General features: G+C 69.1%; 17 protein-coding genes. 7 read left to right on the top strand and 10 right to left on the bottom strand.

What is annotated here, in order from left to right; translation table 11 throughout:
- The 10 genes from HMPREF2716_RS16545 to tssA all read right to left on the bottom strand — a co-directional run.
- The coding region (locus HMPREF2716_RS16545; protein WP_139147735.1) for a type VI secretion system Vgr family protein at positions 1-443 on the bottom strand (443 nt) is incomplete at its 3' end.
- Between the two features lie 46 nt (positions 444-489).
- Positions 490-3,198: a type VI secretion system ATPase TssH gene (tssH, locus tag HMPREF2716_RS16540; RefSeq protein WP_010793589.1), complete on the bottom strand. Its 2,709-nt coding sequence runs from the start codon at positions 3,196-3,198 to the stop codon at positions 490-492.
- A complete protein-coding gene (gene tssG, locus HMPREF2716_RS16535) occupies positions 3,191-4,237 on the bottom strand; it encodes a type VI secretion system baseplate subunit TssG (protein WP_003104969.1) in 1,047 nt (348 codons plus the stop codon). Before tssG ends, tssH begins: the two co-directional genes overlap by 8 nt.
- Positions 4,201-6,060 (bottom strand): type VI secretion system baseplate subunit TssF, encoded by a 1,860-nt coding sequence (gene tssF / locus HMPREF2716_RS16530; protein ID WP_070621961.1) that lies wholly within the window; start codon positions 6,058-6,060, stop codon positions 4,201-4,203. The genes tssG and tssF overlap by 37 nt, the downstream gene beginning before the upstream one ends.
- Positions 6,057-6,566, bottom strand: a complete 510-nt coding sequence (gene tssE, locus HMPREF2716_RS16525; RefSeq protein WP_003104971.1) for a type VI secretion system baseplate subunit TssE — start codon at positions 6,564-6,566, stop codon at positions 6,057-6,059. Before tssE ends, tssF begins: the two co-directional genes overlap by 4 nt.
- 1 nt (position 6,567) lies before the next feature.
- The gene (gene tagJ, locus HMPREF2716_RS16520) at positions 6,568-7,413 is read right to left on the bottom strand and encodes a type VI secretion system accessory protein TagJ (protein WP_003119488.1); all 846 of its coding nucleotides are present in this window, start codon (positions 7,411-7,413) and stop codon (positions 6,568-6,570) included.
- Between the two features lie 167 nt (positions 7,414-7,580).
- Positions 7,581-8,069 carry a type VI secretion system receptor/chaperone Hcp gene (gene hcp, locus HMPREF2716_RS16515; protein WP_003083670.1) on the bottom strand — a complete coding sequence of 163 codons (489 nt, stop codon included), beginning with the start codon at positions 8,067-8,069 and terminating at the stop codon, positions 7,581-7,583.
- A 75-nt stretch (positions 8,070-8,144) separates the two neighbouring features.
- Complete coding sequence (gene tssC, locus HMPREF2716_RS16510) at positions 8,145-9,641, bottom strand: type VI secretion system contractile sheath large subunit (RefSeq protein ID WP_003104973.1); 1,497 nt, start codon at positions 9,639-9,641, stop codon at positions 8,145-8,147.
- Between the two features lie 12 nt (positions 9,642-9,653).
- Complete coding sequence (tssB, locus tag HMPREF2716_RS16505) at positions 9,654-10,172, bottom strand: type VI secretion system contractile sheath small subunit (protein ID WP_003083666.1); 519 nt, start codon at positions 10,170-10,172, stop codon at positions 9,654-9,656.
- Positions 10,173-10,260: 88 nt separating this feature from the next.
- On the bottom strand, positions 10,261-11,295 hold the full coding sequence (tssA, locus tag HMPREF2716_RS16500; RefSeq protein WP_003104975.1) for a type VI secretion system protein TssA: 1,035 nt from the start codon (positions 11,293-11,295) through the stop codon (positions 10,261-10,263).
- A 367-nt stretch (positions 11,296-11,662) separates the two neighbouring features.
- Here tssA and tagH point away from each other — a divergent pair, with 367 nt between their 5' ends.
- The 7 genes from tagH to pppA are packed head-to-tail and all read left to right on the top strand — an operon-like array spanning position 11,663 to position 21,283.
- Positions 11,663-13,126 carry a type VI secretion system-associated FHA domain protein TagH gene (gene tagH / locus HMPREF2716_RS16495; protein WP_070621960.1) on the top strand — a complete coding sequence of 488 codons (1,464 nt, stop codon included), beginning with the start codon at positions 11,663-11,665 and terminating at the stop codon, positions 13,124-13,126.
- Between the two features lie 44 nt (positions 13,127-13,170).
- Positions 13,171-13,635 (top strand): type VI secretion system lipoprotein TssJ, encoded by a 465-nt coding sequence (gene tssJ / locus HMPREF2716_RS16490; RefSeq protein ID WP_003083660.1) that lies wholly within the window; start codon positions 13,171-13,173, stop codon positions 13,633-13,635.
- Positions 13,636-13,650: 15 nt separating this feature from the next.
- Entirely contained in the window at positions 13,651-14,985 is a 1,335-nt protein-coding gene (gene tssK / locus HMPREF2716_RS16485; protein ID WP_003115052.1) for a type VI secretion system baseplate subunit TssK, read from the top strand.
- 6 nt (positions 14,986-14,991) lie between these two features.
- Positions 14,992-16,341 carry a DotU family type VI secretion system protein gene (locus tag HMPREF2716_RS16480; RefSeq protein WP_003115051.1) on the top strand — a complete coding sequence of 450 codons (1,350 nt, stop codon included), beginning with the start codon at positions 14,992-14,994 and terminating at the stop codon, positions 16,339-16,341.
- The gene (tssM, locus tag HMPREF2716_RS16475; RefSeq protein ID WP_009875647.1) at positions 16,338-19,868 is read left to right on the top strand and encodes a type VI secretion system membrane subunit TssM; all 3,531 of its coding nucleotides are present in this window, start codon (positions 16,338-16,340) and stop codon (positions 19,866-19,868) included. The genes HMPREF2716_RS16480 and tssM overlap by 4 nt, the downstream gene beginning before the upstream one ends.
- Positions 19,865-20,545, top strand: a complete 681-nt coding sequence (tagF, locus tag HMPREF2716_RS16470) for a type VI secretion system-associated protein TagF (protein WP_070621959.1) — start codon at positions 19,865-19,867, stop codon at positions 20,543-20,545. The genes tssM and tagF overlap by 4 nt, the downstream gene beginning before the upstream one ends.
- Positions 20,546-20,554: 9 nt before the next feature.
- Complete coding sequence (gene pppA, locus HMPREF2716_RS16465; protein ID WP_003083639.1) at positions 20,555-21,283, top strand: serine/threonine phosphatase PppA; 729 nt, start codon at positions 20,555-20,557, stop codon at positions 21,281-21,283.
- Positions 21,284-21,287: the final 4 nt, after the last annotated feature.

The following is a 21,287-nucleotide window of genomic DNA, read 5'->3' as shown; positions in this document are numbered from 1 at the left end:
CGGTACTGCACGCAGTATTCCCACTCGCGGTAGGGGCGCGTGAGGGCATCCTCGAAATCGGAAAAGCCGAGGTCGCGGAACACCTGCTTGATGATCTCCGGCACGCTCTGGTTCTGGAAGATGCGGCAGTCCGAGGTGCGCGTCAGCAGCCACGGCCAGGGCCGCAGGGTGGCCTGGTAGCCGGCGAACTGGCCGTGCCCGGCCACCTGGCTACAGCGCGCGACGATGCCGTGAAAGAAGCGCCGGCTGCCGCCGGGCAGCTCCAGCGACAGGCTCATCGGCTTGCCGAGCAACTGCTCCAGCGGCAGGTTGGGATTTTCCGATACCAGGTGCAGCTCGTAGGCGAACAGCCGTCCCAGTTCCTCGCGTCCCTCCATGCGCTGCAACAGCAGCACGTCCGGCCCCAGCGGGCAATCCACCTGGACCAGGCGGGTCAGTTGCATCAATCCCATCGACGGTTCCTTCTACTGCTCTGCGTGTCGCCGGTTGTCACTCGGCCTCGGCGAAGTCGTAGTGGAACTGGTTGTCGCGGCTACTGATACGTACCCCGGCCAACGGCTTGCCTTCGAGCATGCGGGTGAGGAACTCGCGGCTCATGTCCGGCAACAGCGTGTTGGTGAGGATCGCGTCGATCATCCGGCCGCCGCTCTCGGTCTCGGTGCAGCGCGAGACGATCAGGTCGACGACGCCCTCGTCGAACTCGAACGGCACCTTGTGGGTCGCCTCCACGCGCTTCTTGATCCGCCCCAGTTGCAGGCGCGAAATGGCCTTGAGCATGTCGTCGCTGAGCGGGTAGTAGGGGATGGTCACCAGGCGGCCGAGCAGCGCCGGCGGGAAGATCTTCAGCAGCGGTTCGCGCAGCGACTTGGCGATGGCTTCCGGCTCGGGCATCAGTTCCGGATCGGCGCAGAGGCTGGCGATCATCTCGGTGCCGGCGTTGGTGGTGAGCAGGATCAGGGTGTTCTTGAAGTCGATCACCCGGCCTTCGCCGTCCTCCATCACGCCCTTGTCGAAGACCTGGAAGAAGATCTCGTGGACATCCGGGTGGGCCTTCTCCACTTCATCCAGCAGCACCACGCTGTAGGGCTTGCGACGCACCGCCTCGGTCAGCACGCCACCCTCGCCGTAGCCGATGTAGCCGGGCGGGGCGCCCTTGAGGGTGGAGACGGTGTGGGCTTCCTGGAACTCGCTCATGTTGATGGTGATGACATTCTGCTCGCCGCCGTACATGGCCTCGGCCAAGGCCAGCGCGGTCTCGGTCTTGCCCACCCCGGAGGTGCCGGCGAGCATGAACACGCCGATCGGCTTGCTCGGGTTGTCGAGGCCGGCGCGGGAAGTCTGGATGCGCTTGGCGATCATCTCCAGCGCGTGGTCCTGGCCGATGATGCGCTTCTTCAGGTGCCGGTCGAGGTTGAGCACGGTCTCGATCTCGTTGCGCGCCATGCGGCCGACCGGGATGCCGGTCCAGTCGGCGACCACCGAGGCCACCGCCTGGTAGTCCACGGTCGGCAGGATCAGCGGCTCTTCGCCCTGCAACGCGCTCAGTTGCGCCTGCAGCTCCGCCAGCCGCGCATGCAGCGCCTGGCGCTGTTCCTCGTCGAGACGCGCCTCGCCTTCGCCCAGCGGCACGCCGCCGGCGTCCACCGCTTCGGCGGCGGCACGCAGACGGGCGCGGGTCTCCAGCAGTTCGTCGACCAGGCGTTTTTCCTCGGCCCAGCGCTGCTCCAGGGCGGCCAGGCGCTCGCGCTCCTCGGCCAGCAGGGTCTCGGCGTTGCGCTGGCGTTCGGCGGTGGCGACGCCGATGGCGCTCTCGCGGCGGATGATCGCCAGCTCGGTTTCCAGCGCCTCGATGCGCCGGCGGCTATCGTCGACCTCGGCCGGCACCGCGTGCAGGCTGATGGCGGTGCGCGCGCAGGCGGTATCCAGCAGGCTCACCGACTTGTCCGGCAGCTGGCGCGCCGGGATGTAGCGGTGCGACAGCCGGACCGCCGCCTCCAGCGCCTCGTCGAGGATCTGCACCTGGTGGTGCTTCTCCATGGTCGACGCGACGCCGCGCATCATCAGGATGGCCTTGTGCTCGGACGGCTCGTCCACCTGCACCACCTGGAAACGCCGGGTCAGCGCCGGGTCCTTCTCGATGTGCTTCTTGTACTCGGCCCAGGTGGTCGCTGCCACGGTGCGCAGGGTGCCGCGCGCCAGGGCCGGCTTGAGCAGGTTGGCGGCGTCGCCGGTGCCGGCCGCGCCACCGGCGCCGACCAGGGTGTGGGCTTCGTCGATGAACAGGATGATCGGCTTCTCGGAACTCTGCACGTCTTCGATCACCTGGCGCAGGCGCTGCTCGAACTCGCCCTTCATGCTCGCCCCGGCCTGCAGCAGGCCGACGTCGAGGGCGCGCAGTTCGACGTCCTTCAGCGCCGGCGGGACGTCGCCGGCGACGATGCGCAGGGCGAAGCCTTCCACCACCGCGGTCTTGCCGACGCCGGCCTCGCCGGTGAGGATCGGGTTGTTCTGCCGGCGGCGCATGAGGATGTCCACCAACTGGCGGATCTCCTCGTCACGCCCGACGATGGGGTCGAGCTTGCCGCTACGGGCCTGCTCGGTGAGGTCCACGGTAAAGCGCTTGAGCGCCTCCTGCTTGCCCATCGCGCTCGGCGCCAGGGCGCCGCTGGCCTCGCCCGGGGCGGCACCGGCGTTGAAGCCGTCGCTGGCCGACAGGCCGTTCTCCGGCGAGGCGCCGACGTACTCGTCGAAGCGCTCGGTGAGCGCCTCGACCTTGAGCTTGGCGAATTCCGCCGACAGCCCGGTGAGGGCATGGCGCAGGCTCGGCGTCTTGAGGATGCCGATCACCAGGTAGCCGGTGCGCACCTGGCTCTCGCCGAACATCAGGCTGCCGTAGACCCAGCCGCGCTCCACCGCTTCCTCGACATGGGAGGACAGGTCGGTGATCGAGGTCGAGCCGCGCGGCAGGCGGTCGAGGGCCTCGGTCAGGTCCTTGGCCAGGCGCGCCGGGTCGATCCCGGACTGGCGGACGATCTGGTGCAGGTCCGAGTCCGGCAACTGGAGGATCTGGTGGAACCAGTGCACCAGCTCGACATAGGGATTGCCGCGCAGCTTGCAGAATACCGTGGCGGCCTCGATGGCCTTGTAGGCCAGGCTGTTCAGCTTGCCGAACAGCGCAACGCGACTGATCTCACTCATGTTCCTTCTCCTTGTGCTCGTGCGGCCGCGCAGTGGCGTACTGGCGGGCCAGCAGTAGATCCCTGGCGTCCTGGCCGGGATCGCCCAGCCAGGTGTTGAAACCGAGCCGCCCGCCGCCCTGCAGGCCCAGCGGGGGTACTTCGTGGCGTTGCAGGACCAGGTTGACGTCCCAGTCCAGCTCCTCGCCCAGGTATTCGGCGACCCAGGCGGCCAGCTCGACGAAGTGGTCGCCGTCGGGCAGGAAGCGCTGGTATTGATCGAGGTCCAGCGGCCCCAGGCGCAGGCGGAACTTGTGCTGGCGGTCCCAGACGTGGGTGCCCAGGCAGACGTCCATGCCCAGGCTCGTCGAGTCGACGCCGAGGCGGCTGCGCTCGGGCAGCTCCAGCCATTGGCCGACGTATTCCTCGACCGCCACCGGGACCTCGAAATACTCCGCGAGGATCACCCGCAGGCCGTCCGGGTAGCGGGTCTGCGCGGCGAGGTGGCCGGTGTAGTAGTAGCGTGCGGTATCCGCCAGCGGCTCGCGCCCCCGCAGGCTCGGCATGCCGCGCCCGGAGAGCGCGGCGAGGCGCGCCGACCAGTAGTCGTCGTCGATCCGGTCGTGGCTGATCTCCGGCCGCGCCTCCGCCCAGGCCCGGTAGAACAGGGTCAGCAGGCGGTGGTGGAAGACGTCCATGAAGCGCTTGAAGGTCGCGTCGTTGACGTTGCGCTGGCGTTCCCGGGCGTATTCGGTGAGGTGCAGCGGCAGCGGCCCGTTGGGGCCGGTGAGGCCGAAGAAGAACTGGTCCAGGCGCGGCACCGCAGCGGTGCCGGCCTGGCTCACCGAGGCCAGGGTCGAGGGCGCGAAGGTGCAGTCGGGCTTCTGCCCGAGACGCAGCGGGTCGTCCGCCAGCCGCACCGAATGACCGAGGCGCGGCAGTTGCGGCGACTCGCACTCGATGCGCCGCAGCGCCTGGAAGAAGTCATAGTCCCAGGGCGCCGCCGCCATCCCGGCGAGCAGGTTCAGAGGTTCGGACGGCTGCCCGGCTTCGCCTGCCATCTCATCACCTCGCCCCGTTCGCCGGTGCGCAGCACCGTCTCGGTAAAGCTGTTGATCGACACGTAGCGTGCCAGGAAGCGCTCGAACACAGCGCCGAGAAGGAACACCCCGGTGCCGCGGAACGCGTTCTCGTCGAAGTCCAGGGTGATCTCCAGGCCACGGCCGAAGACGATCGGCCCGGGCATCGGCAGGCGCCGCGTGCAAGGCTTGCTGCTGACCTCGCGCAGGCCCTCGATCTGCAATTGCAGCGCCGGATCGCCGCTGTCGCCGTAGAGCCGCAGCAGCTCGCGCAGGGCGGCGGCGCCCTGGCCGCGCTCGGCCAGCGACAGGTAGTTCAGCGACAGCTGGCTGATCAGCCGCCAGGCGCTGGCATCGTGGGCACGGCTGGCGCGCGGCCGGCTCGGTCCGGCGAGGCAGCGCACCTGCATGACCGGCGCGCTGTCCTCCAGGGTGAAGTCGCTCTTGTGCGCGCCGATCGGCATGAACAGCGGCAGGTCGCGGTTGGTGCACAGCGCGGCGATGCCGAGCTGGCGCAGGTCGTGGCGATAGGGCGCCTGGTTGGCGTCGACCAGGGCGACGAAGGTCTCGCTGCCGACGTAGGTCGAGCGCGGGCCCTTGCGCCGCTGCTTGCTGGACAGCACGCGCGGTTCGCGGCGCACGCTGAAGTAGGCCTGCTCGCGGCCGTAGCGCGCCGGGTCGCGCACCGCGTAGAACGGTTGGAAGGGTTGCTCCGGACCGCTGCCGTGGCCGCTCACCTGTTGCAGCGAATGCACCTCGAAATCCAGCGGACGGGTGCGGTCGACGATCACGTTATGCTCGTTGACCCGGTCGGACAGGTGGATGCGGTCGCAGCGGCGCGGGAACAGGTTGATCGCCGGGGTGCAGAACGGCACCAGTTGCTCCGCGTCCACCGTGCCCTCCAGGCGCTGGTCGTGCTTGCCGAACAGCACGACCAGTTCCAGCTCCTCGCCGTGGCATCGACGCAGGGCGCGGTTCAGGCCGGAGAACTCGACGAACAGGAAGCGCGCCGGCAGGGCGAAGTATTCCTGCAGCAGGCGGTAGCCCTGGAACGCCCGCGGCACCACCGGCAGCAGCGCGTCCTCGTCGTCGAAGCCGCGCGCACGCAGGCTGCTCGTCGGCAGGCGTTCGACCCAGGCATTGTCCGGGGCGCGGACGAACACCGCGCAGGCGTTGCCGAGCAATTGTTCGTAGAGGCGGTAGGGTTGTTCGTCGGCGCCGTGCAGGTAGAGCGGCAGGGCGTCCAGCGACAGGCTGTCGAACGGGATGCCGGCGCCGCTGCGCAGGCGGATGCGCAGGCCGGCCTTGGCCCGCGGCTCGCTGGCGGCGAGGCGGCCGAGCACCGCGGCGGGATTGCCGAAGTAGTCGGCCTGGGCCACTTCCAGCGGCCACAGGGTCACCGGGTGGGCGGTGCGGTATTCGCAGGCGGTCTGGTCATCGGGGCCGAGCTGGCCGCGCAGGGAGGCTCCGCGCTCGACGCTGAAGCCGCTGCTCAGGGCGCCTTCGTTGGGGTCCGGGCGCAACTGCACCACGGTCATCGACGGGGTCGGCGCCAGGTAGTGCGGGTAGGCGATTTCCAACAGGTTGTGGGTGAAGGTCGGGTACTCCGCGTCGAGCTTCAGCTGGACCCGCGCGGTGAGATAGGCGAAGCCTTCCAGCAGGCGCTCGACGTAGGGGTCGGCGCACTCGAAGCCGGACAGCGACAGGCGCCCGGCGATCTTCGGGAATTCCTCGGCGAACTCCGCGGCGCTTTCGCGGATGTGTTGCAATTCCTGGTTGTAGTACTCGAGCAGGCGCGGGTTCATGTACGCCTCCGCTCGCCCTGGGCGACGCGCACGTGGCCGGTCTCCAGGTCCAGGTTGGTGGTCAGCAGCAGGCGCAGCGGCGCCGGTTCGGCCCAGAGGTCGCCCTCGATCTCGAAGCTCAGGGCGTTGTGGTCCATCTCGCCGGGCAGCAGTTGCGCACGCACCCGCAACGAAGAACGGATGATGCGCGGCTCGAAGGTGGCGATGGTCTCGGTGAGCAGCGCCTCGATGGCATGCACGTCGACGCTCGACGCGGTGTGCCCGGCCAGCGCCGGCAGCCCGTAGTTGAGCACCGAGTTGCCGGCCGGCATCCGTGCGGCGGGGCCGTGGTCGAACAGCGAAGTGGTGTTGAACAGCCACGCCAGGTCGCGCAGCACCGAGGCCTTCAGCTGGTTCAGGGTCAGCACCCGGCGCTCCGCGGCTTCCTTGAGGTTGCCCGGCTCGTCGTCGGTGAGGCGGTCGAGCAGCGACGGCTGCAGGCGCTCCTGGAGGGTCAGTTCGGCCATGTCAGGCGTCCGTCGGCTCGAAGTCCAGTTCACGCAGGTCGAACAGCGCGGTCTCGCCGGCATCGGTGACGAACAGCCGCTGGCCGACCGGCAGGCCGCTGTCCAGCCATTCGGTCTTGCGCCCCAGGCGCGCGGCGTCGTCGCCGTGCTCGACGGTTTCCGCGTAGCGCGCCGGCAGCAGCGCGACGGTGGCGCCACCGTTGGCCAGGGTCAGTTCGGCCGGCAGCCAGACCAGATCGCGCAGGTCGCTCGGCGCCTCGACCTTGAGGCTGCGCAGGTTGCTCATCGGCAACCAGGCATAGCGACCGTTGACGATTACCTCGAGCACCGGGCCGAGGCGCGTGTCGGCATCCGCCAGCCAGGCGAACGGCGCTTCGCCGATCCGCCCGGGCACCGCCGGCGCGGCGTCGAAGGCCTGCTCGCGCAGGGCCTGGGCGGCCTCGCCATGGCCTTCGGCGTCCAGGCTCAGGGCCTGCAACAGCGGCGCGATCCATTCCGCCGGCTGGCCGAGGATCACCGGCGTCAGGCGCCCGGCGAACACCTCGCGGCGCAGCGCCTCGCAGTCGATGGCGGTGGAGTAGGTCTGTACCATCGGCAGCGCCGAGGCATCCAGTTCGCCGACCACCTTGAGCTGGTTCTGCGCCCGCGCCCACTGGCCCATCACGGCCAGCAGCTGGAACAGGAAGATCCGCAGGGTAGCGTTCGACGGCTGGCTGCGCACCTGTTCCTGCAAGGCTTTCAAGGCATCGTCCAGGCGCCCGGCGCGCAACAGTTCTTCGGCGATCATCGCGATACTTCCCTGTAGCCGGGAGCCCAGGCGCCCGGATGCGAATGAAGGGTCGGCCATGGCGCCCGGCGGACGCGACGGACGACCCGGTGGAATTCAGTACCTCCGGCAGGAGGTCGGGCGGACGAGGTCCGCGGCGCGCCGCGCGCGCCTTCGGCACCCGGCATGGCGGGCGCTCGCACCGGCCACGGCATGGCCTGGCCACGCCATGACCGGCAGCCGGCTCATCAGGCCTGCACGTTCTGGCGGATGTTCCAGCCGTACTTGACCGGACCGCCGTCCTTCGCGCCATCCGCCTTCTGCGGCTGGTAGTCGACCTGGACCTGGGCGAAGTTCAGGGTCACGTTCTCGGTCAGGCGATCCTCGCCACCGCTGCCGCCGGTGCTCACCGAGGACACCAGGACTTCCTTCAGGGTGATGATCAGGTACTCGACCTGGTTCTCGCCGCCGGCCTTGCGGATGGTCAGCTTCGCCTGCGGATAGTGCTTGCCGCTGGAGCAGGCCATCATCAGGTTGGGCGTGGACTTGTCGATGTACTTGGTGAACGACAGGTCCTGCACGTTGACCTTGCCGGCGCCGCCGCCACCGCCCATGTGCATCGACCCGGACTGGGACATGCCCCAGCTCCATGCCAGCACGTCGATTTCCTCGGCGTGAGTCTTGTCCTTGGACTCACCCTTGACGTCGCCGATCTTGATGAACATATCAACAGCCATCTTTCCTCCCGTGTGGCTCGCGCCACTACGCTATGCAAGCGCCCGCCACCATGGCAGGCGCTGTCGTTGAATGCCTCAGGCCTCTTTGGCCGAAGGCAGCTTGGATACCAGGCGTAGCGATACCGTCAGTCCCTCGAGCTGGTAGTGCGGGCGAAGGAAGAACTTCGAGTTGTAGTAACCCGGATTGCCTTCGACTTCCTCCACCACCACTTCGGCCGCCGCCAGCGGGTGCTGGGCCTTGGTGGTCTCGGTGGAGTGGGCCGGGTCGCCGTCGACGTAGTTGAGGATCCAGTCCTGCAGCCAGCGCTGCATCTCGTCCTTCTCCTTGAAGGAACCGATCTTGTCGCGAACGATGCACTTCAGGTAATGGGCGAAGCGGCAGGTGGCGAACAGGTAGGGCAGGCGCGCCGCCAGGTTGGCGTTGGCGGTGGCGTCCGGATCGTCGTACTCGGCGGGTTTCTGCAGCGACTGCGCGCCGATGAAGGCGGCGAAGTCGGTGTTCTTCTTGTGCAGCAGCGGCATGAAGCCGTTCTTCGCCAGCTCCGCCTCGCGGCGGTCGGAAATGGCGATCTCGGTCGGGCACTTCATGTCCACGCCGCCGTCGTCGGTGGGGAAGGTGTGCGCCGGCAGGCCCTGCACCTCGCCGCCGGACTCGACGCCGCGGATCCGCGAGCACCAGCCGTAGAGCTTGAAGGAGCGGTTGATGTTGACCGCCATCGCGTAGGCCGAGTTGGCCCAGGCGTACTTGCTGCTGTCGGCGCCGTCGGTTTCTTCCTCGAAGGCGAACTCTTCCACCGGATCGGTCTTCGCCCCGTAGGGCAGGCGCGCCAGGAAGCGCGGCATGGTCAGGCCGATGTAGCGGGAGTCCTCGGACTCGCGCAGCGAACGCCAGCCGGCGTATTCCGGGGTGGTGAAGATCTTGGTCAGGTCGCGCGGGTTGGACAGTTCCTGCCAGGAACCCATGCCCATCACCGTCGGCGAGGCGGCGGAAATGAACGGCGCGTGCATGGCGGCGGAGATCTTCGCCATCTCGCCGAGCAGCTCGACGTCCGGCGGCGACTGGTCGAAGTAGTAGTCGCCGACCAGGCAGCCATAGGGCTCGCCGCCGAACTGGCCGTATTCCTCTTCGTAGAGCTTCTTGAAGATCGGGCTCTGGTCCCAGGTGGTGCCCTTGAATTTCTTCAGGGTCTTGTGCAGCTCCGGCTTGGAGATGTTCAGCACGCGGATCTTCAGTTGCTCGTCGGTCTCGGTGTTGTTGACCAGGTAGTGCAGGCCGCGCCAGGCGCTTTCCAGTTGCTGGAAGTCGGCGTGGTGCATGATCAGGTTGACCTGCGCGGTGAGCTTGGCGTCGATCGCCGCGATGATCGACTCGATCGACTTGATCGCGTCGTTGGAGATCAGGCTGGTCTGCTCCAGGGCATGCTCGGCGAGGGTCCGCACGGCGGTCTCCACCGCTTCGCGGGCGCGCTCGGTCTTGGGCTTGAACTCCTGCAGCAGCAGGCTGGCGAACTCACTGGTCTGCTCGGTGGTGGTCTGGCCCTGGGCCAGGTTCTCGGTGCTCAATTCGGCCATGCTGGAATCCTCTTACGCCTGCGGCTCGTCGTCTTTGGGCTTCGGCGCGCTGGCCAGGGCCTGAAGCAGGGCCGGGTCCTTGATCGCCTTCATGATCATTTCCTCGGCGCCGGTCTTGCCGTCCATGTAGGTCAGCAGGTTGGCCAGCTGGGTACGCGCCTCGAGCAGCTTGTTCAGCGAATCGACCTTGCGCGCCACCGCGGCGGGGCTGAAGTCGTCCATGCTCTCGAAGGTGATGTCCAGGCTCAGGTTGCCTTCGCCGGTCAGCACGTTCGGTACGTTGAAGGCCACCCGCGGCTTCATCGCCTTCAGCCGGGCATCGAAGTTGTCCACGTCGATCTCCAGGAACTTGCGGTCGGCGACCGCCGCCTGGGGTTCGGCGGGCTTGCCGGCGAGGTCGGCCATGACGCCCATGACGAAGGGCAGCTGGACCTTCTTCTCGGCACCGTACAACTCCACGTCGTACTCGATCTGCACGCGTGGCGCCCGGTTCCTGGCGATGAACTTCTGACTGCTGGTAGTGCTTCCCATCTTGTTTCTCCCTCGCGCGACGGCGGTTGTTAGCGCCGTCGGAATCGCCCCGGCGGCTTGCAGCGTTGGCCCGGACGGCCGCTAGGCGTTACTCGCTTTCCGGGCCTCGCAGGGTTTCGAACTGGGAAATCCCATCGGGGATGAGATTCCTCACGATTTCGGCGAAGTCGGCCGTCACCAGTGTCTTGGCGCGCTTGAGCAGCACCGGCACCGGGCTCGACGGCTCGTGGCGAACGTAATACTCGAGCAGGCGGTCGAGCTGGCGCAGGACGTCTTCGCGGTTGGCGATCTCGCCGCTGGCTCGCGGTGCCGGCGCGGCGACGGCTGCGACAGGCGCGGCGCCCCCCTGCTCGTCGGCGGCCGCTTCGGCACCCGGCGCCAAGGGCTCGCCGGCGCCCTGCGGGCCGTACAGGTCGAACACCTGGAGGGCCTGGCGCAGCAGTTGACGAAGGGGACCGAGGTCGAGTCCCTGGGCCGAGCCGACCCGTTCGGCGACGCCGCTCTCGATGGCCAGGGCATGTTCCTGGGCGCCTTCCAGGGCGCGCCGGGTGGCGGCCAGCGCATCGGCGTCGGCATCGGCGAAGGCGCCGGCGATCTGCTCGGGACTCAGGGTCTCGCTGGCGAAGCGTTGCAGCCCGGCGGCGTTCAGCGCGGCGCGCAGGTTGACCGGGCCGAACGCCCGCGAGCGCACCAGCGGGATCGCCCAGACCAGTTGCAGCAGCGGTTCGGCGACCAGGCCGGTGAGGGCGTTGATACGGAAGGTGGGGTCGTTGTCGTCATCGGCGTCGAGCAGCGGATAGACGCCGTCCCAGTACTGGCCGAGCAGCTCGCGGACCAGCAGCAGGCCGTCGGCGAGCCCGTCCAGGCCGTCGAGGGCGACGTTGCTCTGCAGCAGCAGGTTGGCTACCCGCAGGTCCTTGCTACGGCCGAACAGTTCGCTGGCCAGCGCGCGTACGCGCGGCCACTCCGGCGGTTCGGCGGGCAGCACGGCATCGCCCATCTGGCGCTCGGGTTGGCCCTGGGCGATGCGTTCGAGTTCGAGGAACGCGGCGTCGTACTCCAGATCGTCGCCACAGGGCGAGTCCGGGGATACGGCAGCCAGCAAAACGGGTACATCCAGCACGGTGACGATCTCCCTATCATCGAAGCCGCTGCGCGGCCCTCACCTTCGCTTGTAAGATCCACTCCGTCGGATCTTGTAGGAGCCATTGATGAATATCGGATGACTCGAAAGGTTGGCAAAATTCTTGTGGCATGCCGCAAGGCTTGTCAAGGAAGGCACAACGCCACTAGTTGCATGACACCGCAGATCGGACAAATCTTTAAAAGACGTAGGATTAGTCTTTTATAATCCGGTACCACCCGATGTGTCTTCCCGAGGCGACGAAACGCCGGAAAGCCGTCGGGCCAGCCTGGATGCGAACCGAAATCCCTCGGGCACGGGGGTGAGCGCCTGGAAGAGCCGGGCGCTGGCAATGCAAGGAGTAGCAATGCCGCTGCGATTGACCATCACCAGCTACCACAAGCTGACCCCCGGTCAGTGTTCGGAAAAGGTACTGGACCAGGGACAGCTGACCATCGGTCGGGGCCCGGACAACGACTGGGTCCTGCCGGACCCGGAGCGCCTGGTCTCCAGCCGCCACTGCACCATCCTCAACCGCGACGGGGTGTACTACCTCACCGACACCAGCACCAACGGCGTGCTGCTGGTCAATGCCGGGCACCGCCTGCGCCGCGGCAACAGCGAGCCGCTGCAGGACGGCGAGACCGTCCGCCTCGGCGAATACGACATCCTCGTCCAGCTCGGCCATGACATCGCCCTGCCCGGCAGCGGCAATCCGCAGACCGATCCGTTCACCAGCTTCGACGCCCTGATGAGCCGGCAGGCCGCCGGATCGGCGCCTGCCTTCGCCGAACCGGCGCCCACCCCGCACCCCGCGGTGACGGCGCATTTCCAGGGCGGCTCGCCGCTGGACACCAAGCCCGACCTGTTCGACTTCCTCACCCCGCCGCCGCCCGGCGCGGCGCCGCGTCCGGACCATGTACCGGCCGAACAGCACGACTTCCGCCCGCCGGAACCGGTGATCCCGCCGCCCCCCGCGACCCCCCCGGCGCCACCGCCCGCTGGCGGCGCACCGCTGATTCCGGCCGACTGGGACCCGTTCGCCGAACTGCTCGGCAACACGCCCGCGCCAAGCGCCACGCCCGTCGCCCAGCCGCTGCCGACGGCCGAACCGACGCCGCTGGCGATGCCCTTCGCCGACCCAGGGATCACCCAACAGCCACAGCCACAGCCACAGCCACAGCCACAGCCAGCGAGCGTGGCGGCGCCGACGCCGCCGGCAAGCGCCGCCGCGTCGGCCGGCGGCGACCTGCTGCAAGCGTTCCTGCGCGGCGCCGGCATGACCCAGTTGAAGGTCGACCCGGCCGGCGCCGAAGCGCAGATGGAAGCCATCGGCCGCAGCTATCGCGGCCTGGTGGAAGGACTGGTGGACGTGCTGCGCGCGCGGGCCAGCCTGAAGGGCGAGTTCCGCATGGCGCAGACCATGATCCAGCCGGTGCAGAACAACCCGCTGAAGTTCGCGCCGAACGTCGACGAGGCCATGCTGCTCCTGCTGCGCCGCGACAACCAGGCGTTCATGGCGCCGGATCGCGCGGTGGCCGACAGCTTCGAAGACCTCAAGGCGCACCAGCTGGCGGTGATGGCCGGCGTGCAGGCCGCCATCCGCCACCTGCTGGCGCGCTTCGAACCGGCCGCGCTGGAAGCCCGCTTCGGCAAGCCGGCCGGGCTTTCCGGCCTGCTGCCGGGGGCCCGCCAGGCACAGAACTGGGACAGTTTCACCGAGCTGTACGCGAAGATCCTGCGCGAGGCGGAGGACGACTTCCAGGAGCTTTTCGGCCGCGAATTCAGCCGCGCCTACGAGGAACACAGCGCTCGACTACGGCGTTCCTGACGCCAACGAACACCAGGAGAAACAACGTCAATGAGGACGACACCATGCAGAAACTGATCGTCGCGCTGTTCGGGCTGCTGCTCGCCGCCTGTTCGTCCAGCCCGCCGGAAACCCCGCCGACCCGGGTGGTGATCTGGCTCCACGCCGCACCGAACCTCAACCCGTCCGCCGCCGGCCAGGCGGCGCCGCTGCGCCTGCGGCTGTACGAGCTGAAGAAAGACACCGCGTTCGGCCGCGCCGACTACTTCGCCCTCACCGACAACGCCCAGTCGACCCTCGGTGGCGACCTGGTGGAGCAGGACGAGTTCCTCCTGCGTCCGGGCGAGGAACGGCGCATCGAACGCACGCTCGACGAGCAGACCCGCCAGCTCGGTTTCGTCGCCGCCTACCGCGACCTCGACCGCGCCACCTGGCGCCAGGTCCTCGACGTGCCGGGGCAACGCACCAGCCATCTCGACATCACGCTCGGCGCGCAGGCCATCGGCATCGTCGCGCGTCCCGCGCCCTGAACCTTCGGAGTCCCTATGTCCTGGAATAACCGCGTGGTGTGGTCCGAAGGCATGTTCCTGCGGCCACAGCATTTCCAGCAGCACGACCGCTACCTGGAAACCCTGGTGGATGGCCGCTGCCGCTCGCTCCTGGCGGGCGGCTGGGGCTTTTCCGAGCTGAAGCTGGACGATGCCCTGCTGACCCAGGGCAAGCTGGCCATCGTCAGCGCCCGCGGCGTGCTGCCGGATGGTACGCCGTTCAACATCCCCGCCGACGATCCGGCGCCGGCGCCGCTGAATGTCGAGGAAAGCCTGCGCGATGGCATCGTCTACCTCGGCCTGCCGCTGAAGCGGGTCGGCACCCGCGACACGGTAGAGGAGGGCGAGGCCCTCGGCGGCGCCCGCTACGTCAGCCAGGTGCAGGAAGTGCGCGACGACAATGCCGCCTTCGAGAGCCGCGCCCCGGTGGCCCTGGGCAGCCAGGCGTTCCGCCTGCTGACCGAGCGCGACGGCCTCGGCGAATACGCCGCGGTGGGCGTCGCGCGGGTCCGCGAGAAGCGCGCGGACCAGGCCCTGAGCCTGGACGAGGACTACCTGCCGCCGGTGCTCGACATTGCCGCCGCGCCGCCCCTGGCGTCCTTCGCCAAGGAGCTGCTGGGCCTGCTCCACCAGCGCGGCGAAGCCCTCGCCGGGCGGGTGGTGGCATCCAGCGCCGGGGGCGCCTCGGAAATCGCCGACTTCCTGCTGCTGCAACTGGTCAACCGCGCCGAGGCCCTCACCGGTCACCTGTCCCGCGTGCGCCCGCTGCACCCGCAGGAGCTGTACCGCGAACTGGTGGCCCTGGCCGGCGAGTTCTGCACCTTCACCGCCAGCCAGCGGCGTCCCGAGGAGTACCCGGTGTACAACCACGACGACCTGGCCGCCAGCTTCGCCCCGGTGATGCTCGCCCTGCGCCAGGCGCTGGCGACGGTGATCGACGCCAAGGCGATCGCCATCCCGATCGTCGAGAAGGCCTACGGCGTCCACGTCGCGATGCTCAGCGACCGCAGCCTGATCGACAACGCCAGCTTCGTCCTGGTGGTGCGCGCCGACGTCCCCGGCGAGAGCCTGCGCGGGCACTTCCCGCAGCAGGCCAAGGTCGGCTCGGTGGAGCACATCCGCGACCTGGTCAACCTGCAACTGCCGGGTATCGGCCTGCTGCCGATGCCGGTGGCGCCGCGGCAGATCCCCTACCACGCCGGCTCCACCTATTTCGAACTGGACCGCGGCAGCGCGCATTGGAAGCAGCTGACGCACTCCGGCGGCTTCGCCTTCCACATCGCCGGCCAGTTCCCCGGGCTGAACCTGGCCTTCTGGGCCATTCGAGGATAAGCAACGATGCCTCCCATCGACGATCCCTTCGGCACCCCGGCCGGCGGCGGCAACGGAAGCCCGCCCGACGACCGCACCATGATCATGCCGCGTCCCGGCGGCCGCGCCCCGGAACCGGCCGGCGGCCCCCGCGGCGGCGATCCCTACACGCCGCCGCCGATGGCCAGCCTGGCGCCGCTGAGCGGCCGCGGCGACGGCCTCAACCCGCTGGAGCAGGCCGCCGGCCCACTGCTGGCGATGCTCACCCGCCTGCGCAACACCATCGCCCATCCGGCGCCGGCCAGCCTGCGCGCGCAACTGCTCGGCTACCTGCGCCAGTTCGAGGAGAAGGCACGCCAGGCCGGCGTGGCGCCGGACGAAGTGATGCTGGCGCGCTACGTGCTCTGCACCGCCCTCGACGAAGCGGTGCTCAGCACGCCGTGGGGCAGCACCAGCGACTGGGGCAAGCAGAGCCTGCTGATCACCCTGCACAACGAGGCCTGGGGCGGCGAGAAGGTCTTCCAGTTGCTCGAACACTGCCTGCAGAACCCGCACCAGCGCCTGCACCTGCTGGAGCTGCTGTACCTGTGCACCAGCCTCGGCTTCGAAGGCCGCTACCGGGTCATGCACGACGGCCGCAGCCAACTGGAGGCGCTGCGCGAGCGCACCGCGGCGGTGATCCGCAGCACCCGCGGCGAGTACGAGCACGAACTGTCGCCGCACTGGCGCGGCCTCAGCGTGATGCGCGACCGCCTTTCGCAATACCTGCCGCCGTGGGTCGGTATCGCCATCGGCCTGGCCTTGCTGCTGGCCTTGCTGTTCGGCCTGCGGATGAAGCTGGCCGCCGACGCCGAGCCGGTGTTCAAGCGCATCCACGCCATCGGCGAGATCCCGGTGCAGGCCATCGACCGCCCGGCGGTGCAGCCGCGGGTGATCGAGCGGCCACGCCTGGCGCGCTTCCTCGCCGACGACATCAAGGCCCAGCGGGTGGCGGTGGAGGACGCCGTCGACCGCTCGGTGGTGACCATCCGCGGCGACGAGCTGTTCGCCAGCGCCAGCGCCAGCGTGCGCGACGAGTTCCAGCCGCTGCTGCTGCGCATCGCCGACGCCCTGCGCAAGGTCAAGGGCCAGGTGCTGGTCACCGGCCATAGCGACAACCGGCCGATCGCCACGCTGCGCTACCCGTCCAACTGGAAACTGTCCCAGGCCCGCGCCCAGGAGGTCGCCGACCTGCTCGGCGCGACCACCGGCGACGCCGGCCGCTTCACCGCCGAAGGGCGCAGCGACACCGAGCCGGTGGCGACCAATGCCAGCGCCGAAGGCCGCGCACGCAACCGCCGGGTGGAAATCACCGTATTCGCGGAGGGCGCGCAATGAAAGGCTTCCTCAACTTCTTCGCGCGCTGGGTGGTGCCGGTGCTCGGCCTGCTCGCCCTGAGCCTGATCATCTGGTTCCTCGGCCCGCTGCTGCGCCTGGGCAACTACGAACCGTTGGCCTCGGCGACCAGCCGCTGGGTGCTGATCGTCCTGCTGTTCCTGGTCTGGATCGGCTTCCGCGTGCTGCGCATCGTGCAGGCCCGGCGCAACGCGGCGAAGGTCATGCAGAGTCTCGCCGAGGTCAGCGCGCCGGACGCCGCCAGCGTCGCCACCGCCGAAGAGCTGGCGACCCTCAAGCAACGCATGGACGAGGCCCTGGCCCTGCTCAAGCGGGCCAAGTTGGGCGGCAGCGAGCGGCGCAACCTGTACGAGTTGCCCTGGTACGTGATCATCGGCCCGCCCGGTTCGGGCAAGACCACCGCGCTGATGAATTCCGGCCTCGACTTCCCGCTCGCCGCGCAGATGGGCGCCGGGGCGATCCGCGGGGTCGGCGGCACGCGCAACTGCGACTGGTGGTTCACCGACGAAGCGGTGCTGCTGGACACCGCCGGCCGCTATACCACCCAGGACAGCCACGCCCAGGTGGACAAGGCCGCCTGGCTGGGCTTCCTCGACCTGCTCAAGACCCAGCGCAAGCGCCGCCCCATCGATGGCGCGTTCATCGCCATCAGCCTTTCCGACCTGCTGCTGGGCAGCGACGCCGAGCGCGCCGCCCATGCCCAAGCGATCCGCGCACGCATCCAGGAGCTGTACCAGCAGCTCGGGGTGCGCTTCCCGATCTACGTGATGCTGACCAAGTTCGACCTGGTGCCGGGCTTCATGGAGTTCTTCGACAGCCTGAACCGCGAGGAACGCGCGCAGGTCTGGGGGATGACCTTCGCCCTCGACGACGGCAAGAGCGCGGAAGGCCCGCTGGCGGTGTTCGACAGCGAATTCGCCCTGCTCGAACAGCGTCTCACCGCGCGCCTGGTGGAACGCCTGCAGCAGGAGCGCGACCCGGCGCGGCGCGACCTGGTCTACGGCTTCCCGCAGCAATTCGCCGCCCTGCGCGAATGCCTCGGCGAGTTCCTCAACGGCGTGTTCAAGCCCAACCCCTACGAGGAACGCCCGCTGTTGCGCGGCCTGTATTTCACCAGCGGAACCCAGGAAGGCAGTCCGATCGACCGCCTGATCGGCAGCATGGCGCAGTCGATGAACCTCGACCGCCAGCACCTGGCGCGGCAGACCGGAACCGGGCGCAGCTACTTCATCGAGCGGCTGTTCCGCGAAGTGGCATTCGGCGAACGCGGCCTGGTCGGCACCAACCCGAAGGTCGAGCGCCGCCGCAAGTGGCTGACCATCGGCGCGCTGAGCGCCACCGCGCTGGTGGTGCTGGCGGTGACGGCGGTATGGATCGCCAGCTACCGCGCCAACCAGAGCTACATCGCCGCGGTCGACCAGCGCGTCGACCCGCTGGCGCGCGGCATCGAGTCGCTGAGCCCGGCCCAGCGCGACGTCCTGGCCGTACTGCCACAGCTCAACGCGGTGCAGAATCTCGCCGGCGACGCGCCGAGCTGGGCCGAAGGCTACGGGCTGTACCAGGGCGACATGCTCGGCGAGGAGTCCGCCAGCGTCTACCGCAAGCTGCTGATCGCGGTGTTCGCCCCGCGCCTGGTGACCCGCATCGAGGAACAGTTGCGCTCCGGCGGCAGCAGCGATTTCCTCTACGAGGGCCTGAAGGCCTACCTGATGCTCGGCAGCCCGGACCATTACGACGCCGACTTCATCAAGGCCTGGATCAGCCTCGACTGGGAACGCAACCTGCCGCGCGACCTCTCGCCGGAACAGCGCCAGGCGCTGCACGCGCACCTCGACGCGTTGCTCGAACGACGGCCGCCGTCGGCGCGCCTGGACCAGGACCTGGTCGAGGACCTGCGCCGCCAGTTGCAGCAACTGCCGGTGGCGCAGCGGGTCTACGACCGGGTCAAGCGGCAGAGGCTGCCCAAGGACGTGCCCGACTTCCGCATCAGCGACGCCGCCGGCCGCGACGCGCCGCTGGTGTTCGCGCGCAAGAGCGGCAAGCCGCTCACCGACCCGCTCAGCGGCTTCTTCACCTACCGCGGCTATCGCGAGGTGTTCCTCACCGCCAGCCTCAGCCAGGCCGGCACCATCGCCGAGGAACAGTGGGTGCTCGGGCGCGACCTGAACGATGCCGGCGACGCCGCCAACCTGGCCCTCGACGTGCGTCGCCTGTATTTCCAGGACTACCTGCGGCAGTGGGACGACCTGCTCGCCGACCTCACCGTGGTGCCGATCACCAATGTCACCCAGGCCGCCGACGTGCTGCGCATTCTCTCCGGGCCGACCTCGCCGTTCCGCAAGCTGCTCGAGGCAGTGGCCCGCGAGACCGACCTGCAGAAGGGCGACCGGCTGGTCGCCGCGCAAGTGAAGAAGGCCGCCGACGGCACCGTGGACAAGCTCAAGCAGCGCCTCGGCTCGCTGGTCGGCCAGGAGGAAGAGGGCGCCCGCGAACAGCCGCGGCAGGTCGACAGCGACCCGATCAGCGCCCACTTCGCCGAACTCAACAGCCTGGTCAGCAAGGGCGAGGGCGGCAACGAGCCGGCGCCGATCGACAGCCTGCTGGAGGACATGAACGCGCTCTACGTACAGGTCAGCGCCATGGCCGGAGCCAGCGGCGACTCGCTGCTCGGCGACGCCAAGAACCAGGTGGCCGCCGCCGCCTCGCGCGTGGCCCTCAGTGCCGAGCGCCAGCCGCCGGTGGTCCAGGGCCTGGTGAAGAACGTGGTCAACTCCACCACCAGCAGCATGATGGGCAGCGTGCGCAACCAGCTCAACGCGGCCTGGATCAGCGACGTGGTCAGCGTCTACCGGCAGTCCCTGGCCGGGCGCTACCCGATCGCCGCCGGCAGTTCGCGCGACGCCACCCTGGAGGACTTCGGCCACTTCTTCGGTGCCGGCGGGGTGATGGACAGCTACTTCCGCCAGTACCTGCAACCCTACGTCGACACCTCCGCCAGCACCTGGCGCTGGCAGCCCGGCGCGGCGCAGAAGCTCGGCATCAACCCCGGCGTGCTGCACACCTTCCAGCGCGCAGCGGCGATCCGCGACGCCTTCTTCCGCTCCGGCGGCATGCAGCCGGCGGTGCGCTTCGAACTCAAGCCGGTGACCATGGACGCGGCGATCAGCCAGTTCATCCTCGACCTCGACGGCCAGCAGCTGACCTACGACCACGGCCCCGCCCGCCCGGTGGCGATGCAGTGGCCGAGCGCCAACGGCCTCGGCGTGGTCCGCCTGACCGTGACGCCGCCGCCCAGCAGCGGCCGTTCCGGCCTGACCCTGGAAGGCCCCTGGGCCTGGTTCCGCCTGCTCGACCAGTCGGACCTGGAACGCGGCAACTCGCCGGACCGCTTCACCCTGCGGCTGCGCATCGACGGCTCCAGCATCGCCTGCGAGCTGCGCGCCAGCAGCGCCTTCAACCCCTTCAAGAGCCGGGTCGTGTCCGGCTTCAGCCTCCCGGAGCGCCTTTGAACAGCGTCGGTTTCTACGGCAAGCTGGCCGGCCGCGGCGATTTCGTCAGCCGCGGCCTGCCGAACACCTTCGTCGAACCCTGGGACGCCTGGCTGGCCAGCGGCATGCGCGCCAGCCAGGACGAACTCGGCGCGGCCTGGCTCGACGCCTACCTGACCAGCCCGCTGTGGCGCTTCGCCATCGCCCCCGGCCTGCTCGGCGGCGAAGCGGTGGCCGGGGTGGTGATGCCGAGCATCGACCGGGTCGGTCGCTATTTCCCGCTGACCGTCGCCTGCCTGCTGCCGGCGAACGCCGACCTCGGCGGGCTGGTCGGCGGCGACGACGGCTGGTTCGAGCAGGTCGAGAGCCTGCTGCTCTCCACCCTCGAACCGGAGGCCGAGGTCGAGGCCTTCGAGCAGGCGGTGGCGCAGCTCCCGGCCCCTCCCTGCGGACCACGCATCAAACAATCGCTGATCAGCGGCAACCTGCTGCGCAGCGAAGCGGTGACCCCGGCGCAGCGCCTCGCCGCGCTGGCCCAGCATGCCTGCGACGGCGCCAGCCACTGGTGGGGACGCGGCTCGGCACGGATCTCCGCCGGCCTGATGCGCTACCAGGGCCTGCCGCCGGCGCCGGCGTTCGGACGATTCCTCACCGGAGAGGGCGAGGTGATCCCGCTCTTTCCCGGCATACCCGGTTAAGGACAACTGATGGTGCCCAACTCAGTCAGCTACTACAGGTCGGCCAGCTACAGCCACGTCGGCATGGTCCGCAAGGTCAACGAAGACGCCAGTCTCGACGCCCCCGAGTCGGGACTCTGGGTGGTCGCCGACGGCATGGGCGGCCACGCCGCCGGCGACTTCGTCAGCAGCCTGATCGTCGATACCCTGCGGCGCATCCCGGCGGCCTCCTCGCTACCGGCCTACGTCGGCGCGTTGCGCACCGGCCTCGCCCAGGTCAACGAGCGGGTTCGCCAGGAGGCCGGCCTGCGTGGCGTCAGCGTGATGGGCAGCACCCTGGTACTGCTCGCCGCGCGCGGCAACCAGGCGAGCTGCCTGTGGGCCGGCGACAGCCGCCTGTACCGCCTGCGCGGCGGCGTGCTGGAAGCCATCTCGCGGGACCACAGCTACGTCCAGGAGCTGCTCGACAACGCATTGATCAGCGAGGAAGAGGCGCGCCACCATCCGCGCGCCAACGTGGTCACCCGCGCGGTCGGCGTGCACGAGCAACTGGAACTGTCGGAAGCCGCGCTGCACGTGCTGCCCGGCGACAGCTTCCTGCTCTGCAGCGACGGCCTCAACAAGACCGCCGACGACAGCGAACTGCGCGACGTGCTCAGCCACAGCGATCCCTATGCGGTGGTCCGCAGCCTGGTCCACCTGGGCCTGACCCGCGGCGCCCCGGACAACATCACGGCCCTGGTGGTCAGGGCCTTCTGAGACG

Origin of the sequence: Pseudomonas sp. HMSC076A11 (assembly GCF_001810205.1) — a bacterium.
Taxonomy (GTDB): Bacteria; Pseudomonadota; Gammaproteobacteria; order Pseudomonadales; family Pseudomonadaceae; genus Pseudomonas; species Pseudomonas aeruginosa.
Note: the sequence above shows the minus strand (reverse complement) of the source record. Positions and strands in the feature narration are given on the sequence as shown.